This window comes from Bradyrhizobium sp. BEA-2-5 (genome assembly GCF_032918025.1).
GTDB classification, from domain to species: domain Bacteria; phylum Pseudomonadota; class Alphaproteobacteria; order Rhizobiales; family Xanthobacteraceae; genus Bradyrhizobium; species Bradyrhizobium pachyrhizi.
Map to the genome: position 1 here is coordinate 5993776 of NZ_CP136629.1, position 17085 is coordinate 6010860.

Consider the following 17085-nt stretch of genomic DNA (forward strand, 5'->3'; position numbering starts at 1 on the left):
TTTGAGCCAGCTCCGGGGCAGCCTCCTCATGCTGAACCCTGTGCCAACCTCTGGCCGGAGCAACCCAAATATAGAGACAAGTACGGCGAAGTCACAGCCGGTTTACTGCTGGGACTCTGGACAGATGGTTGATTTCCCGTTCAAGCGTGCGTGTGCCGGCCCCGCCGCGGATCGCTGACCCGCGGGGACGTCACCAGCTCGCCGGCAACCGCTTCAGGCCGCGCAGCACGAAGGTCGGCCGCCATTCCGGGTTTTCGACGTCGTCGATGCGCAAGTCGGGCAGCCGCCGCAGCAGCGTGGCGATGGCGATCTCGGCCTCGATGCGCGCCAGCTGGGCACCCAGGCAGAAATGGATGCCGCCGCCGAACGACAGCGGCTTCACGTTCGGCCGCCGGATGTCGAGCCTTTCGGGCTGATCGGGGTAGACAGCCTCGTCGTGGTTGGCCGAGCCGAGCAGGCACAGCACGCTCTCGCCCTTCGGAATCCTCGCGCCGCCGAGATCGTCGATGTCCTCCAGCGCGACGCGCCCGGTCATCTGCACCGAGGAATCGTAGCGCAGGAATTCCTCGATCGCATTGGTGATCAGACCGGGATTGGCCTTCAGCAGCGCGAGTTGGTCGGGGTTGCGGAACAGCGCGAGCAGGCCGTTGCCGATCAGGTTGACCGTGGTCTCGTGGCCTGCGCCGAACAAGAGGATGATGTTGGCGGTCAGTTCTTCGTTGGTGAGCTTGTTGCCGTCCTCCTCGGCCTGCACCAGCTGGGTGATGAGGTCGTCGCCGGGATTGCGACGGCGCAGCTCGAACAGCTGCTGGAAATACATTGCCGCCATCGCATTGGCGGCGTTGCCCTGCTTGATTTCTTCAGGCGTCAGCGGCACCGGCTCGAGGATGCGGCCGCCATCGCGCGAACCGTTGTAGAAGACTTCGCGGTGCTCCTCGGGGATGCCGAGCATGTCGCAGATGATGGTGACGGGCAGGCGGAAGGCGAAATCCTCGATCAGGTCCATGTTGCCTTGCGGAATGATGCGGTCCAGCGTCTCATCGACGATCTGCTGGATTCGCGGCCGCATGTCCTCGACCCGGCGGGCGGTGAAGGCCTTCACCACGAGGCCGCGGAGGCGGGTGTGGTCCGGAGGATCGGCCTGCAGCATCCAGTAGCTCATGCTGCGAAACACCGGCTCCTTCATGATCTCGGGACCGTAGCGGCGCGTGCTGCGCTCGACGAAATCCTTGCCGAAGCGCTTGTCGCGCAGCACGAGACTCACCTCGGCGTGGCGGCTGGTGACGAAGGCGCCGTGCACATTGACATGCATCGGATCGAGGCGGCGCAGCCGCTCGTAATACGGATAGGGATTGCGAATGAATTCAGGCGCCAGTGGATTGAAAAGCGGCTCGCCGCTCGCCGGCTGAACTTGCTCGTTCATGGTGACCTCGTTCGCTCGCTACGCCGTTGCCCTAAAGCCTGGGGTGCCCTGGTGTCATCCTCAAGACCGCATCATCACGGATGCGGTTGTTCTGGTTCTGTCGAATGCAACTCGATACATTGTTGTATCGAGTTGCAGTCTGCCCTAACCTGTGCCGATGTCAAGGGTGAGAACGAGACCGACCAGGGACGACACGCGCGACAGGCTGTTCGAGGCGGCCGCGCGCGTGTTCGAACAGGACGGCATCGGCGGCGCCAGCATCGAGGCGATCGCGGCGGCGGCGGGCTTTAGCCGCGGGGCGTTCTATTCGAACTTCAAGAGCAAGGACGAATTGATCATCGCCATGCTCGAGGACCATGTCGAGCAGTCGATCCGGCGCAATCTCGATTTGCTCGCCCGGCACAGCAACCTGGCCGACTTCCTCGAGGCGCTGCGCACAATGGACCGCAGCCGGCAGGATCCGCTGGGCCGCTCGCCCCTCCTCCACATGGAGATGATCCTGTTCGTCGCACGCGCCGAGAAGCGCCGCCCGGAGCTTGCCAAGCGCCTGCGCGCGCGGCGCAAGCTGGTCGCCGACATCGTCACGACTGCGCAGAAGAATAGCGGCAGGAACGGCAGAACTCGATCCGGATTGGACCGGAGCGATCGTGCTGGCGCTGGAAGATGGTTTCCGCCTGCACCGCCTGATCGATCCGGAAACCACCCCCGCCGACAGCTGCCTGCGCGCGATCACCGACCTGCAGCGCGCGATCGGCGTTTCGGCGGCCTGACGCGTCAGGCCGCGCTTGCGACCTTGTGCATCTGTCCGGCGACGGCGCGGACCTTGCGGGGCGAGGCCTGCCAGATCGCAAATGCCGACAGCAGGCTGACGGCGATCCCGAGCAGGAAGGCGCTGGTATAGCTGCCCGAGAGATCATAGAGCTGGCCGGTGATCCAGGGGCCCGCGGCGCCGCCGGCGAGCGCAGCCAGCATCACGGTGCCGAAGATGCTGCCGTAATGCTTGCCCTGGAAGATCTCGAGCACCACCGGCCCCATCACCGAAGTCAGGCCATAGCCGAGCGCGCCCTGGGTAAACACCATGAGATAGATCAACGCCATGCTCGGCCAGTATTTCAGCGCGGCGAGCGCGGCGAAGCAGATCACGAAGCCGAAGCAGGTGATCGCCCACACCCATTCTCGCCCGATCCGGTCAGAGACATGACCGAGCAGGATCTGGCCGGGAATTCCGAGCAGGCTGACGGTGCCGAGTGCCCACACCGCAACATTGGGGCTGAAGCCGATGTCGAGCAGGAATTTGGTCTGATGCACCTGCACCGCGTACCAGATGTAAAGACCGCAGAAATAGCCGAGCGCAATCCACCAGAAACGCGCGGTGCGCAGCGCACGCGACAGCGTCCAGTCTGTGCCAGCCCACACGGGGTCGACGATATTCGATGCCGGCCTGGCCGACGTCGCCGTCGGGGCGGCGTCGCCGTCCGGTTCAAGGCCGATGTCCTGCGGGCGCTTGTGCAGCAGCAGATTGACCGGCGCCAGCACCACCACGACGAGCAGCCCCATCGCCGTGCAGGCGGTGCGCCAGCCGGTCTGCTCGATCATGTGCTGCACCCATGGCAGCAGCGTCACCGAGCCGATGCCGACACCGGCGAAAGCGATGCCGATGGCGAAGCCGCGCTTGCGGATGAACCAGTTCGGCAGGAACAGCGACTGGCCGGAATAGCCGAGACAGACGCTGCCAGCGCCGACCAGCACGCCGATCGTGAGATAGAGGTGCCAGGGCTGCGTCGTCAGCGGCGCCAGCAGTAGTCCCGAGCCCATCAAGAGGACGCCGAGCTCCATCACCGCGCGCGGACCGGCGCGATCCATCAGGCGGCCGATCAGCGGGCTGACCACGCCCGACACCACGAAGCCGAAGGAGAAGGCGCCCGCCGTGACGCCGCGCTCCCAGCCGAACTCGGAGATGATGGGCGGAAAGAACAGCGAGAAGGCGGTACGCGCGTTGACGCCGATGGCCATGGTGACGAAGGTCACGGCGACCACCACCCAGCCGTAGAAGAACGGAAGTCGCATCGGAGGCAGCAGTCCATCCGCAACGGAACAGGCTGGACCGGCGCCGTAGCGGACTTTGGGCAGCCGGCAGCAGGCGCTGCCACCAGCCAGATTTCAGGACGACCTGGAGACAGAAGCGCCGACGCATCCGTCGGCCCTTGCCGCCACAATCAACCGCCGTGACCGCCTCGTCAACGCTTGCGCGGACGCTTGGCCGCCTTTTTGGCTGCCTTCTTCTTGCTAACGGCCTTCTTCTTGCCGGCGCGCTTCCCGCCGCCTGATTTGGTGCGCCTGAACGTTGGCCTCCGGAGCGAAAGCTCGGGCCAGGCGATCGGCTGTTCACCGTTGTCCGGGTCGCTGTCGCCGGGCGGATCTTCGGCGCTGTCATCCATCGGCCCCTGCACGACCAGATGGACAAGATAGGCGGTGCCGGCCCCATTCAGGTAGTTCGCGAGCGGCTCGTTATTGCTCGGAAACAGATGCGGATGGGTCACCACGCTGTTTTCCTCGACCGAGAACTTCACCGCCTTGATCACGGTTCGGGTCATCGCGTCGCCCAGGATCTTCTTGATCGCGTCCTGCGTCTCCTGAGGCAGCACATGGTGGAGGAAGAAGAACCATTTCCGCTTGGCATCATCCTTCCCGTAATCCTTGCTCGGATAGGCACCGATGCGGAACGCCACGCGCCGTAACCTATGGCTCGGATCAAACAACTTTTCTTTCTTGTTGTGCTTGCGAAGAGTAGTCAGATCCTTGCCGCTGAAGAGTTCATTCAGCCGGTCCACGATTTCAGCGTCGGGACCGCTGCCGACGGGAAGTAGCGCACCCATTTGTCGTCTCCCTTTGTGCAATTTGATTCAGTCGTAAAAACTTGGACAGATAGCACCGCGGAATTGCCGGCGCGGCCTCCGGTCGAACCAGTACATGTTTGCGCCTTGGCCAATGATCGGCCCAGCACACGCTTGGACCGCGCTTGCGAGCTCCCAGGCCGCAGGCGGCAAGCGCCGTCAATTGCTCGATGCTCGATACCGCGCGCTCAATCGAGAGCGTGCGCCCGGTCTGCTTGCGCAGCCGGGCTGCGCCCTTGGCGAGAATCCAGCGGTCCGCCGCGCACTCGCAACCGAGCTCGGAATTGGCGGCGAGCCGACCGCCTTTCGACAGATGGTGTCCGACCTCGTGCAGCAGGGCGAAAACCAGGCCGTCCGCGTTCATCGCCGCGTGGTAAGCCAGTCCGCCATAGATCCGCACGACGCGATCGTCGCCACGAATGAAGGCCTGAGCATTGACGGTCGCGCTTCCTTCGTCGAGTTCGAAAAGCAGATCGGGAAACGCACGCCTGAAATCGGCCAGGATGTCGCAAAGGAGCGCGTCCCTGCACGCGCGGGCGCTTCCTTTGCCGACCGGTTCGCCCGTCACATTCGCGAACAACATGAGATCATCCGAATGGGATCAGAACAATTTCACTCGCAACTCAAATATTATTGGCTTCGTTCGAACTTCGATTCGCTTTGACCGTCTTTCCCGCGCCACCGACAAAGGGCGCGAAGATCATCGCGCCGGTCTCGTGAAGCAGCGCGGTCGCGCGGTCCAGTTCCTTCGTGCCCTCCTCGGCCTCACCGCTGCGCCCGGAGCGCAGCAGCAGATCGGCGCGAACCGACCGGGCAAGGCATTCCGGAATGCGCGCGTGCCGCTTGACCGCAACCGCAATCGCCTCGTCAACGGCGGACAACGCTGCGGCCGCATCTCCCTTCCGTCGATACGCGTTCGCCAGATCGGCGAGAATCCGCGCTTCGTTTTCGAGGCCGGCCTTGCGGGTTCGCGCGAAGTCGAGCGCGGCCGTCAGATCCTCGATCGATGATGTGATCCGGCCTGCCACCATATGGGACAGGCCGCGACTGGCCTGCGCGTAGACGCGCAAATATGGATTGCCGCTTTTGACCGCGAGCGAGAAGGCGCGATCGGCGTGGTGCTGGGCCAATCCGTCGTCGCCTTCGGACCAAGCGAGGTCGACATAGGCAAGGCTCGGGATGACGTAGTGAATGGCATCGACCTGGCTGCCATCCAGTTGCAGCACGCGATCGAGCAGCGGCCGGGCCTCGGACGCGCGCCCCAGCATCACGAGCGTCTGCCCGCGCATGGCAGTCAACCAGACCTCGATGTCGAATCCAAGCGTCTCCCGGTCCGACTTCACGATCTCCGACGCGCGCGCGGCCGCCTCCATGTTCATCTGCAGCGCCTCCGACATCCGCCCGGAGAGCCGGAGCGCATGGCAGAGAATGGCCTTCAGCGTGACCTGGACGCTGGTGTCGGTGCCGGTGTCGGCAAGCGCCTTGGCTTCCAGCACCCGCTCGACATATTCGTCGGCCGAGCCGCCATTCGCCAAAATCCGGCCGTAGGCAGCGTGAATCAGCGTGTTGGCGCGCAGGTCCCCCATCGCGAGCGCGAGGCCGCGGGCTTCCTCGAAATAGACCTGCGCATCGGCGGCGGAAATTCCCTCGCGCCAGCCGAAATTCACGATCTGGCCACAGGCCATCATCTTCAGGTAGTCGGTCATTTGCGACGGGGGCTGGTGCGTCAGGAGTTCACGCACCTTCTTCCAGCTTCGCAAGGCCTGACTGGGATCGTTCGCGCCGACCCAGACCGCCGCGCGCATGTGCTGCTGCGCCGCCTTCAAATGTTCGCCGGCATGCTCCCAGTGGTAGGCGAGAAGCGACGCCCGTTCCTCGGCGCGATCCTTGAACAACTTCTCGATCGCCTGCGCGACGGCGGCGTGAAGTTCGCGGCGCCGTTCGTGCAACAGCGACAGATAGGCGACTTCCTGGATCAACGGATGACGAAACGCGATCAGCCGCTGCTCAAAGGGAGGCACGTCGTAGAGCAATTCGGCGCGTCGCAAATGTCCCACGGCTTCCAGCAGCTCGGCCTTCGCCAGACCGGCAACGGCATCGAGAACCGACAACGAAATCTCGCGCCCGGCAACCGAGGCGACCTCGAGGGCCCTCTTTGCGTGTTCGTCGAGGCGATCGATGCGCGCCGCGACCACGGCCTGCACGGTCGTCGGAAGCGGAATTGTGTCGATGCCGCCCTTCAGCCGGTACGCGCCCTTCTCGCCCTCGAAGTCGCCACGCTCGACGAGGGCGCTCATGAGCTCTTCCAGGAAGAACGGATTGCCGTGCGCGCGCTCGACGATATTCCGGCTCAACAACGCCAGAGACGGGTCGGTACCAAAATGATCGCGCAAGATCGATTGCGCCTCCGCGGGCCCAAGCGGAGCCATATTGATCTGCCGGTAATGCGACCGCTGCATCAGCGGCGCGCTCAATCCGGCCCTGAAATTGACCAGCAGCATCGTCGTGGTTCCGACCACGGCGTCGGCAAGGGCCTCGACGAACTCCTCGCTCGCCGGATCGATCCAGTGCAGATCGTCGATCAGGACGACCGTCACATTGTCACGAGGTGCGGCGCGTACCAGTTCGCCGACGAAATCGAGCAATTGGGCCTTGCGGGCCTTGGGATCCAGTTTCGGCGCGGGCTGGTGCGGGTCCGCCAGTCCGAGGAATTCCAGCAGCACGGGTGCCAGATGATCGGAGACCGGCATTGCCGCCAACCGGTCGAAGACACGGCGGCGCGAAACGTCCGGCGCTTCCTCCTTGATGCGAAGCCCGAAAATATCCCGAAGCAGCGCCAGCACCGGCTGAAACGGCGTTGCGCGCCCGTGCGCGAGCACACGCGCCTCAAAGACGCGGATGCCCTTGCTGCGACAACTCTCGGCAAATTCAAAACAAAGGCGACTCTTTCCTATGCCGGCTTCGCCAACGACACCGATCGCCCGGCCATCTCCCTTGCGGGTGTTCTCGAGTTCAGCCGTCAGCGCCGCAAACTCGTCGGCGCGGCCGGTCAAGGGACTCAACCGTCGTCCGGTCCGGAACACACCGCTCGACGGCGCATGCTGAAGGCCCCTCAGCCTGAGCACCTCGACGGGCGCCGCGAGCCCCCGAATGGCCTGCTCGCCAAGCGACTCCACCTCCACGAACTGCTTCGCGACAGCGTGGGTCTCCCTCGAGACCAGAATGGTGCCCGGCTCGGCAAGGTGCTCCAGTCGACTGGCGAGGTGCACGTTCGCGCCCGCGGCATCATAGGTTTGATAGATGCCGTGCTCGATGGCCTGGAAGACGACCTCACCGGTGTGGACGCCGACGCGGATTTGCATATCGACGTCATGCAGCCGCTTGACGTCATCCTGCATCGCCAACGCCGCGAGACAGCCCCGAACGGCGTGATCCTCGTGAGGCTGCGGGGCGCCGAACATCGCCATGACGCCGTCGCCCTGGGCCTTGTTGACGACGCCGCCGTAGCGGTGAACCGCCTCGTTCATCAGGTCGAGCACCGGCTGCAAGCGCCGCATGCCCAGTTCGGGATCTCCGAGGCTATCGATGATTCCCGTCGAGTTGCTGATATCGGCGAAAAGGATCGTGAGGCGCTTCCGCTCCCCACCCTTGGCATGCAGGCTCCTCAGGGCATGCTCGTGCGACGGCTGAACCTGGGTCGCGTCAATCGCCGTCGTCAACGCAGCGCCGCACCTTCCGCAAAAGCGGCTGCTTGATCCGTTCAGGTGGCCGCAAGCTTCACACGTAATTCCGAGAGAGGCCCCGCACCCTTCGCAATACTCATTGGTCGCCCTGTTCTGACAACCGCAACGCAAACATTGCATCGTAGGCCTCTTGAAGAGAGCTGCAGACGCAGGCAACCGCAACAAGTCCTAAAAACAACGCGACAATGATCCACAATAGGGTATCGCTATGAAGCTTAGCAAAGCCGCCTGCACCTGTCGTGCCATTTTATGACGCACGTGCAGATTGCGCCACAACGGAAGCCGACGCTGCATCCGACCACAAGTTGCGGGACTGTTAGCATCAAGCACATAGGTTGCATTGGCTAGGTCTGCAACGCGTGGCTCTCATGGCCGAAATAGGCGCGCTCGAGCCGATGTGCGAGGTCGCTCTCTCCGGTCGGCGCCTCCAGCGCGATCGCACCCTGCACCAGCGCGTAGACGCGATCGGCACAGGCGAGCGCCTTCTCCAAGAGCTGCTCGACCAGCAGCACGGAGGTGCCCTGCTCGCGCAGCCGGCCGATGACGTTGAGGACGCGATCGACCAGCACCGGCGACAGTCCCGCGGACGGCTCGTCGAGCATCAACAGCCGCGGCCGGCGGACCAGGCCCTGCGCGACCGTGAGCATCTGCTGCTGCCCGCCCGACAGAGCGCCGCCGCGTTCATGCCGCTTCTCGGCGATTTCGGGAAAGAACGCCAACGCCTCCTCGATGCGCACGGCGCGCTCGGCGCGCGGCAGGTCATAGCCTGCGAGCAGCAAATTGTCGGTCACCGAAATCTGCGTGAACACGCGATGTCCCTCGATCACATGCACGAGCCCGGCCCGGGCGGCATCGCGCGGCGTGGCATTGGTCATGTCGCGGTCGCCGAACCGGACCTGTCCGGCCGTGACGGGCAACAGTCCGGATATCGCGCGCAGCAGCGTGGTCTTGCCGGCACCGTTGGGCCCGAGCAGCGCCACGACCTCGCCGACGGCAATCGTGATGTCGATGCCGTGCAGCACACGGATCTTGCCGTAGCCGGACTGCAGCCCATTGACCGCAAGCAACGGTTCACCCGCCGAGATAAGCACTGACGACCTCCTTGTGGACGCGAATCTCCGCCGGGGTTCCCGCCGCCAGCGTCCGGCCCAGATTGAGCACGGTGACCTGGTGGCAGATATCGAAGATCAGATCGGCATGGTGCTCGACCAGCAGCACACCGGTACCGCGGCCGCAGACCGCCTCGATCAGGCTGGCGAGCCGCTCGATCTCGTCATTGGAGAGACCCGCGGCGGGCTCGTCGAGCAGCAGGAAGTCCGGATCGAGCATCAGCGCCCGCGCGATCTCGATGAAGCGCAGTTCGCTGTGCTGCAGGCGATCGGCGCGTATGTCGGCGAGCGCCTCGAGGCCGACGACGCCGAGCAGCGCGTGCGCCTTGGCGGCTAGCAGACGCTCGTCGGCGCCGTTGCGCGGCAATGCCAACATCGCCTCGACGAAATTGGCCCGGCCCTCGATCGAGCCGCCGATCATGACGTTCTCCAGCACCGAGGCTTCGCCGATCACGCGCGGCGTCTGGAAGGTGCGTGCGATGCCGCACGCGGCGCGCTTGACCGGCTGGCCGGCGGCCAGGACTTCGCCGCCAAGCGTCATGGTGCCGGCTTTGGCGGCGTAATAGCCCGAGATCACGTTGAGCGTCGTGGTCTTGCCGCTGCCGTTCGGTCCGATCAGCCCGTGGATCGCGCCGGGCGCGATATCGAGATCGAGACCGTCGATCGCCTTCACATTGCCGAAGCTCAGCGCGATGCCGCGCAGCTGCAGCTTCTTGCCGCCGTCCCTGCGGCGCACGATGTCGGCGAGCGCGGCCGGACGCGGAACGATGGCGCGGTTGCTGGCGAGCGGCCGACGGTTGCGGAAATCGAGCAACGCCGCGATGCCACCGGGCATCACCAGCACGATCATGAGCAGCAGCACCGCGTAGAGGAAGGTCGACCACGCCGCGAGCGGCGCCGCGATCTCGGGCAGAATGGTCAGGATGATGGTGCCGAGCATGGGCCCGAGGATCGAGCCGCGGCCGCCGATCAGGATCGCGATGAAGAACAGCACCGAGAGATCGAAGGTGAACGCATCAGGCGTGATGTAGGTCTGCAGGGTCGCGAACAATCCGCCGGCGATCGCCGCCAGCGCGCCGGCGAACAGGAAGATCGCGATCAGCATTTTCGGCTTGGAGATGCCGCTGGCCTCGGCGGCGACCTCGGCGTCGCGCACCGCGATCAGCGCGCGGCCGAACCGGCTGCGCGCGACATTGGCGCTCATCCAGGTGGTCAGCGCGGCGAAGGCGATGCAGAGGGCGTAGAAGCCCCACGGCGTGTTGAACGGCGCCGGGAATTCCGGACCGGCAATGCCGATGCCGCCGCCGGTCACGCTCTGCCAGGCCAGCGCGATCTGGGTCACGATGGTCGCAAAGCCGAGCGTCGACATCGCGAAGTAGAAGGTGCGTAGGCGCAGGGCCGGCAGGCCGACGACCACGCCGAAGATCGCGCCGATGAGGCCGGCGATCGGCAAGGCTACGAATACCGGAATCGCCGGCATCACGTTGCCGGCAACCAGCACGCTCGTCGTATAGGCGCCGAGCGTCAGCAGCGCGACATAGCCGATCGCAAGGTGACCGGCGAAGCCGACCACCAGATTGAGGCCCGACACCAGCACCCAGTAGATCGCCATGCGGGTGCCGATCAGCACCCAGTAATCGTTGCTGACGAAGGGCAGCAGCACCGCCGCCACCAGAATGCCGAGGAACGGCAGGACGTGCGGCAGCGCGGCGCGCCACACGCCGCTGTCGGCTCGGGACGGAGTGGCCACGACCGACGTCATCACACCCTCCGCGCGGTCGAGGCGCCGAACAGCCCTTGCGGCGCGGCGAGCAGCACCACGATGAACAGCGTGAACACCGCGACCGAGGAGAAGATGCCGCCGACCAGGAAGTTCGCGGCCTGCTGGAACAGGCCGAGCGCCAGCCCGCCGATGATCGCGCCTCTGTTATTGCCGAGCCCGCCCAGCGCCACCGGCACGAAGCCGTAGAAATTGAGCAGCGCGCCGTTGGCGAAGAAGGCGAGCAGCAACTGCCCGCCGGAAAATCCGGCGATGCCGCCGACCACGCCGGCGAGCGCGTAGCTCGCGACCCGCAGATTGCGCTCCGGCAGGCCGAGCGCCCGTGCCGCAAAATTATCCTCAGCGATGGCCAGGAACGCGCGGCCGACCAGGGTGCGGCGGTAGAGATATTCAAGGCCGACAATGGTGACGGCGCAGGCGAGGACCGGCAGCCAGAATTTCTCATCGAGGACGCCCTCGCCGAATCCTGCGATGCGCGGGAACGGCTGCGGCTCGGTGCCCCATTTGATCGCGGTGATTTGCTGGATCATCAGCGCGACCGCGAGGGTCGAGAGCACGTAGAGATGCTGGTCGAGGCTCTTGAGCACCGGCCGCACCGCGACGAATTCGGTGATGATTCCGATCACCGCGCAGCAGAGCAGCGTCAGCACGAAGCCGACGGCAATGGGCAGGCCGAGCTTCAGCGTGAACATCGAGCCGAACACGCCGCCCAGCATCGCCAGCTGGCCGGCGGTGAAGCTCATCACCCGCGAGGTCGAGAACATCGTGTTGTAGGTGACGCCGACGAGCGCGTAGATCGCGCCCGCTGCGAGACCGGATGCAAGGATCGAGGCCAGCATCGGCTGCGCCCTCGCCCTTCTATGTGTACCCCGGCGCCAGCGCGAAGGTGCCGTCCTTGGCTGTAGAGGCTTCCGACATCACGATCTCTTCGGTCAGGTAGCCATTGTGCTCGGTCGGCGAGAAGCGGTAGTTGCCGAAATAGCCGGGATAGGTCGACAGCGTGTTCCAGTACTTGATGATGCCGGCGCTGTCGGTCGAGCCGCTTTCGGCGACCGCCTTGGCGATCAGCTCGATGCAATCGATGCCGCCCGCGACCCACCACAACAGCGTGTCGTTCAGCGCGATGTTGGCCTTGGTCAGGCGCGCGACCAGGTCCGCGCTCTTCGGCGGCAGCTTGCCGGCGCCGTCATAGCTGCAGCTCTTGTAGCCGATCGCGTAGACCTTCTTCCAGTTCTCCGGCTTGGCGACCAGGCTCGCAAGCTCGCCCGACGCCATCGAGGGATGCCCGACAAAGGGCACGTCCCAGTTCATCGCGGCGCGGGTGTTGAACATGCGCGCCTCCATGCCGGTCGAGACGCTCCACACCACGATCGCTTCCGCACCGGCATTCTTGGCGCGCAGCATGTCCGGCGTCATGTCGGGCTGCGTGGCGTCGATATTAGCCTGATATGCCACCTCGGCGCCGTCCTTCTTGAACGCCGCGACGGAGGCACCGACCGCGGTGACGCCATAGCCGGTGGTGTCGCCGATCACGGCGACCTTCTTGACCTTGAGGATCTTGAGACAGTAATTGCGCACGGCGTCGTCCCATTGGTTGTTCGACGGCGCGATGCGGAACGCGTTGGGGAACTTGACCGGGTCGATCAGGGTCTCGACGACGCAGGGATGCAGGTCCGGCATCTTGGCGCGCGCCATGATCGGCGTTGTCGCCAGCGCCTCGCCCGAGTTCAGCGGACCCCAGATCGCGTGCACCTTGGCCTGGCTGATCAGCTCCTGCGTGGCGTTCACCGCCTTGGTCGGATCGCCCTGGGTGTCGCGCATCACGAGCTCGATCTTGCGGCCCTTCACCCCGCCGGCGCCGTTGATGGCGTCGACCGCGAAGTTGACGCCGCGATTGAAGCCGACCGTCGGCGCTGAGCTCGGGCCGGTGATCGCCGCGAGACAGCCGATCTTGATCGGTTCCGACTGTGCGATGGCAGGCGCTGGGAAGGAAAATGATGCGGCGCCCAATGCACCGGCGCTGCCCAACAAAACGTCACGGCGTGAAATAGCCATGTGATGCCTCCCTGTTTCCCTCTCGGCGCCCGTCGTTTGTTGCGGGACGTCCGTTCATTGATTGTCCGCGCGCTCAGGGGCCGCGGTTATGCGGGCCAAGTCTGAGCCGGATGCGAAGCTCTTGTCCAGCCCCGCGGACGACATTGGGCTTCGCCAAACTTTCATGGCCGAGGCCGCCGCGTCCAGTAGCCGGCATTGACCACGCCGACGGGTATCTCGCCGGCAACGATCTTCGCGACCTGGCGTACCGTCTCCGATGACTGATGCTCGATCGCCTGCGGCGTCAGGCCGCCAACATGCGGCGTTGCGATCACATTGTGCAGCCTTGCAAGCTCGGGCGTCGGCATCTGGTCCGGCGCGCGGCCGACATCCATCGCGGCACCCGCAATGCGGCCATCGCGCAGCGCGGCCGACAGCGCCGCCTCGTCGACGAGGTTTCCGCGCGAAAGGTTGATGAAGAATGCGTGCTTCGGCATCCGCGTCAGCGCGGCCTGCCCGATCAGGTTCTCGGTCTGCACGTTGGCGATCGCGAGACAGACAATGTAGTCGGCGCGCGCCAGCAGATCGTCGAGCGGCAGATGCGCGATCGCCGCATCGTCTGGCGTCACGAAGGGATCGGCGACCAGCACATTCATGCCGAGCACCTTTGCGATCCCGGCAAAATAGCGCCCGATGCTGCCATAGCCGATGATGCCGATCGTGCTTCCCGCAAGCTGGCGGCCCATCACGACCTCGGGCGCCCTGCCCGCGTGATAATCCGCGGTGGCGCGCGAGACACCGCGCGACAGATCGACCATGAAGCCGAGCGCGAGCTCAGCGACCGACTGGACGAAGCCGGCGCTCGCGTGCGTCACCAGCACGCCGGCGGCGGAGGCTGCGGCGACGTCGATATTGCGAATGTCGACCGCGCAGCGCACGAACGCGCGCAGCTTCGGCAGAAGCGGAAAGATCTCCCCTCGCCCCTGCGTCATGCGGTCGGAGACGATGATGTCGACATCGGCCGCGGCCTTGACAAGCGCCGCCGCATCAAGCGCCTCCTCACCCTCGTGCAGTTCGACGTCGGCGACCGCACGCAGGCCGTTCAGGCTGCGCTCGCCGTAATAGTCGCGGCGCATCTGCGGGGTATGGGCGAGCAGCACCTTCACGATCCCACTCCCCTAGTAGCCGAGCGCATGCGGCAAGGCCGTGCTGATCGCCGGCACGAAGGCGATCACCAGCAGGCACAGCAACAGCAGGCCGAGATAGCCCGCGATCGGCTTGATGGTCTGCTCGATCGGCACGTTGCCGATCAGGCAAGCGCCGTAGAGCCCAAGGCCAAGTGGCGGAGCAAAGAGCCCAAGCCCCATAGCGATCACAAGCACGACGCCGAAATGCAGCGGATCGATGCCGAGCTTCACGGCAACCGGCAGCAGCAGCGGGCCGAAAATGATCAGAGCCGCGGCGCCTTCGAGCACCGAGCCCATCACCACCAGCACCAGGATCGACAGCAGCATGAACAGCAAGCCCCCGTGGCTGCCCGAGATCGCCAGCATGAGGTCGCCGACGGCATGCGGCACCTGCTGCAGCGTCAGGATGAAGGCCAGTGACTGCGCCGCGGCGACGATGAACAGCACCAGCCCCGAACGAACAGCCGACTGCACGAAGCAATGCGCCAGACTCCTCGCACCGAGCTCACGGAACAGCAGGCTGCCGACGGCGATGGCGTAGACCGCGGCGAAGGCGGAGATTTCGGTCGCGGTGGCAAAGCCGCTCTTGAAGCCGAAGAAGATGATGAAGATCAGCCCGAACGAGGCCATCGCACCGGTCCAGAGTCCCGATACCGCGGCGCGCGGCTCGGCTTCCACGTTCGCCGCGGGACGCTTGCCGAAAATGATCGACACCGCAATCAGCGCCAGCGCCATCAGCGCGGCCGGCAACATGCCGGCGACGAACAGTCCGCCGATCGAGAGGTTGGCGACGAAACCGAGGATGATGAGATTAATGCAGGGCGGAATGGTCTCAGCCATGACAGCGGAGGCGGCGAGCAGCGCCACGGCCCCGCCCGGGTTCTGCCGCGAGCGGCGCGCCGCCGGGATCAGCACCGAGCCGACCGCGGCAACGTCGGCCATCTTCGAGCCCGAGATGCCGGAGAACAGCACCATCGACATCACCATGACGACGTTGAGCCCGCCGCGCATCCGTCCGACCGCGCGCTGCAGCAGCTCGATCAGCCGGACCGACATGCCGTTGGCTTCCATCAGGTAGCCGACCAGAATGAAGAACGGGATCGCCAGCAGCACGAAATTGTCGATGCCGCGCGCCATCTGCTGGGCGAAGATCACGCCGGGCAGCGTGCCCTCGACCCAGATGAAGATCAGCGCCGCCAGCGCCAGCGCAAAGCCGATCGGCAGCCCGCCGAACAAAGTGAGGAAGAAGCCGATCAGCATCAATGTCTGCGACGACGGCACGGACATTGGTACCAGCGCATCCCAGGCCAGATAAAGGCCGACGATGACGGCGGTCGCGACGATGCCTGCCGCCATGTCGCGCAGCGGCCGGCCACAGAACGTCTCGAACGCGAAGATCGTCATGAACGCCGCGCCGACGCCCATCGGATAGAACGTCCATTCCAGCGGCAGGCCGGAGCCGGAGGTCTGGCCGGTGGTCAGCCAACCCATCTTGACGGCGTTGAACGCGACATAGCCGGCAATGATCATGACGAGCAGCGCACCGACCGCATCGACGGCCCGCCGCACGTTCGGCGGCAGCATGTTGACGAAGAAGGCGACGCCGAGATTTTCGCTGCGCGCGAGCGCGCTTGCCGCGCCGAAGAAGCTCGACCCGACCATCAGGCCGCGGGCGACGTCGTCGGACCATTCGACCGGCGCATTGAACAGGAAGCGGGCCAGCACCGAGACGCAGACCACCACGAGATCGGCGGCAAGCAGGAGCGCGGCGATCGCGTCGCTGACGGCGAGTAGCGGCGCCGTGATCCGATCAGCGCTGCTTCTCGCCTCGACTGCGGCGACTGACATGCGCCAACCTCAGGACTGGGTGGCGCGGATCAGGTCGACGACGGCCTTTGCCCCGGGCCGCGCCTTGATGAAATTGTCGGTCTGCGGCAGCACGCGATTGCGGAACGCCTCCTTGTCGCATTCGACGACGGTGACGCCCTTCTCGACCAGCGCCGCCAGCGCCTCCTTCTCCACCGCAAGGCCGTGCGCGCGGGTGTCGATCGCGGCCTTGTTCGCCGCGTCGAGAAAGCCTTCGCGCAGCTTGGGAGCCATGCGGTTGAAGCTGGTGTCGCTGAAATAGACCGCGAGCGGCGAGAAGATGTGCTGGGTCAGCGCATAGTGCTTCGCCGTCTCGTAGAACTTGCTCGCCAGGATGGTCGGCGGATCGTGCTCGAGGCCGTCGAGCACGCCGGCCTGCAGCGCCGTATAGATCTCGCCGAACGCCAGCGGCGTTGCGGCGGCCCCCATCAGCCGCAGGCACTCGGTGATGATCGGATTGGGCAAGGTGCGGATTTTCAGGCCGGCGAGATCTTCCGGCGTCTTCACCGGCTTCTTCGCCAGCACGCTGCGGGCGCCGAAATTGTAGGCCCAGGCGATGATGCGGATGCCGGCGCCCTTGAGCAGCGCAGCCTCGATCGGCTTCGCCGCGCCGGCGTCGAACGCCTTGGTCTGCTGCTGGAAGCTGGTGAAGAGGTAACCGAGGTCGAAGGTGCCGACCAGCGGCACGAGATTCGCCGAAATCGACGAGCCCGACACCATCAGGTCGATCACCCCGAGCTTTACCGAGTTGATAACGTCGATCTCCTGGCCGAGTTGGTTGTCGGGGAAGAAGGTGACCTCGATCTGCTCACTGAGCCCGTTCGCCTTCAGGCTCTTGGCCAGATTGTCGTAGTAGACGCGGCCATTGGCGTATTTGGGATCGTTCGGAAGCGACGACGAGCATCGCATTTTCATCACGGCAGCCTCAGCGCGGCCGATGATGGCGGGCGCGGCGGCAAGCCACGCGGTCGCGGCGACCGACGACTGCAGCACAATGCGGCGGCTCACGCGGTTCGACGTCATGATGGTGCTCCTCCCCGGGAACGGAT

General features: G+C 65.2%; 12 protein-coding genes and 1 pseudogene. 1 reads left to right on the forward strand and 12 read right to left on the reverse strand.

Annotated elements, in window-relative coordinates:
- Positions 1-190: 190 nt before the first annotated feature.
- Complete coding sequence (locus tag RX327_RS28400) at positions 191-1423, reverse strand: cytochrome P450 (RefSeq protein WP_317247778.1); 1233 nt, start codon at positions 1421-1423, stop codon at positions 191-193.
- 157 nt (positions 1424-1580) lie between these two features.
- Here RX327_RS28400 and RX327_RS28405 point away from each other — a divergent pair.
- Positions 1581-2193: pseudogene (locus RX327_RS28405) on the forward strand (TetR/AcrR family transcriptional regulator).
- 4 nt (positions 2194-2197) lie between these two features.
- Here the strand turns inward: RX327_RS28405 and RX327_RS28410 are convergent.
- The 11 genes from RX327_RS28410 to RX327_RS28460 all read right to left on the reverse strand — a co-directional run bounded on the left by RX327_RS28410 (position 2198) and on the right by RX327_RS28460 (position 17059).
- Positions 2198-3490 (reverse strand): MFS transporter, encoded by a 1293-nt coding sequence (locus tag RX327_RS28410; protein ID WP_317247779.1) that lies wholly within the window; start codon positions 3488-3490, stop codon positions 2198-2200.
- A 170-nt stretch (positions 3491-3660) separates the two neighbouring features.
- Positions 3661-4299: a hypothetical protein gene (locus RX327_RS28415; RefSeq protein ID WP_028332501.1), complete on the reverse strand. Its 639-nt coding sequence runs from the start codon at positions 4297-4299 to the stop codon at positions 3661-3663.
- Complete coding sequence (locus RX327_RS28420) at positions 4259-4900, reverse strand: hypothetical protein (RefSeq protein WP_050385421.1); 642 nt, start codon at positions 4898-4900, stop codon at positions 4259-4261. The genes RX327_RS28415 and RX327_RS28420 overlap by 41 nt, the downstream gene beginning before the upstream one ends.
- Before the next feature lie 40 nt (positions 4901-4940).
- Positions 4941-8180, reverse strand: a complete 3240-nt coding sequence (locus RX327_RS28425) for an adenylate/guanylate cyclase domain-containing protein (RefSeq protein WP_050385420.1) — start codon at positions 8178-8180, stop codon at positions 4941-4943.
- 224 nt (positions 8181-8404) lie between these two features.
- Positions 8405-9151 carry an ABC transporter ATP-binding protein gene (locus RX327_RS28430; RefSeq protein WP_152977691.1) on the reverse strand — a complete coding sequence of 249 codons (747 nt, stop codon included), beginning with the start codon at positions 9149-9151 and terminating at the stop codon, positions 8405-8407.
- A complete protein-coding gene (locus tag RX327_RS28435; protein WP_050385418.1) occupies positions 9132-10931 on the reverse strand; it encodes an ABC transporter permease subunit in 1800 nt (599 codons plus the stop codon). The genes RX327_RS28430 and RX327_RS28435 overlap by 20 nt, the downstream gene beginning before the upstream one ends.
- Entirely contained in the window at positions 10931-11788 is an 858-nt protein-coding gene (locus RX327_RS28440) for a branched-chain amino acid ABC transporter permease (RefSeq protein WP_050385417.1), read from the reverse strand. The genes RX327_RS28435 and RX327_RS28440 overlap by 1 nt, the downstream gene beginning before the upstream one ends.
- 19 nt (positions 11789-11807) lie before the next feature.
- The gene (locus tag RX327_RS28445) at positions 11808-13004 is read right to left on the reverse strand and encodes an ABC transporter substrate-binding protein (protein ID WP_225164325.1); all 1197 of its coding nucleotides are present in this window, start codon (positions 13002-13004) and stop codon (positions 11808-11810) included.
- A 161-nt stretch (positions 13005-13165) separates the two neighbouring features.
- Positions 13166-14149: an NAD(P)-dependent oxidoreductase gene (locus RX327_RS28450; RefSeq protein ID WP_317247781.1), complete on the reverse strand. Its 984-nt coding sequence runs from the start codon at positions 14147-14149 to the stop codon at positions 13166-13168.
- A gap of 12 nt (positions 14150-14161) precedes the next feature.
- Positions 14162-16018: a TRAP transporter large permease subunit gene (locus RX327_RS28455; protein ID WP_050385415.1), complete on the reverse strand. Its 1857-nt coding sequence runs from the start codon at positions 16016-16018 to the stop codon at positions 14162-14164.
- 9 nt (positions 16019-16027) lie between these two features.
- Positions 16028-17059 carry a TRAP transporter substrate-binding protein gene (locus tag RX327_RS28460; protein WP_050385414.1) on the reverse strand — a complete coding sequence of 344 codons (1032 nt, stop codon included), beginning with the start codon at positions 17057-17059 and terminating at the stop codon, positions 16028-16030.
- Positions 17060-17085: the final 26 nt, after the last annotated feature.

What these genes read in the sequence shown, in the direction of transcription:
- RX327_RS28410 (WP_317247779.1), bottom strand. Translation starts at nt 3,490, where the DNA reads ATGCGACTTCCGTTCTTCTACGGCTGGGTGGTGGTCGCCGTGACCTTC.
- RX327_RS28455 (WP_050385415.1), bottom strand. Translation starts at nt 16,018, where the DNA reads ATGTCAGTCGCCGCAGTCGAGGCGAGAAGCAGCGCTGATCGGATCACG.
- RX327_RS28440 (WP_050385417.1), bottom strand. Translation starts at nt 11,788, where the DNA reads ATGCTGGCCTCGATCCTTGCATCCGGTCTCGCAGCGGGCGCGATCTAC.
- RX327_RS28425 (WP_050385420.1), bottom strand. Translation starts at nt 8,180, where the DNA reads ATGCAATGTTTGCGTTGCGGTTGTCAGAACAGGGCGACCAATGAGTAT.
- RX327_RS28460 (WP_050385414.1), bottom strand. Translation starts at nt 17,059, where the DNA reads ATGACGTCGAACCGCGTGAGCCGCCGCATTGTGCTGCAGTCGTCGGTC.
- RX327_RS28400 (WP_317247778.1), bottom strand. Translation starts at nt 1,423, where the DNA reads ATGAACGAGCAAGTTCAGCCGGCGAGCGGCGAGCCGCTTTTCAATCCA.
- RX327_RS28420 (WP_050385421.1), bottom strand. Translation starts at nt 4,900, where the DNA reads ATGTTGTTCGCGAATGTGACGGGCGAACCGGTCGGCAAAGGAAGCGCC.
- RX327_RS28445 (WP_225164325.1), bottom strand. Translation starts at nt 13,004, where the DNA reads ATGGCTATTTCACGCCGTGACGTTTTGTTGGGCAGCGCCGGTGCATTG.
- RX327_RS28415 (WP_028332501.1), bottom strand. Translation starts at nt 4,299, where the DNA reads ATGGGTGCGCTACTTCCCGTCGGCAGCGGTCCCGACGCTGAAATCGTG.
- RX327_RS28435 (WP_050385418.1), bottom strand. Translation starts at nt 10,931, where the DNA reads ATGACGTCGGTCGTGGCCACTCCGTCCCGAGCCGACAGCGGCGTGTGG.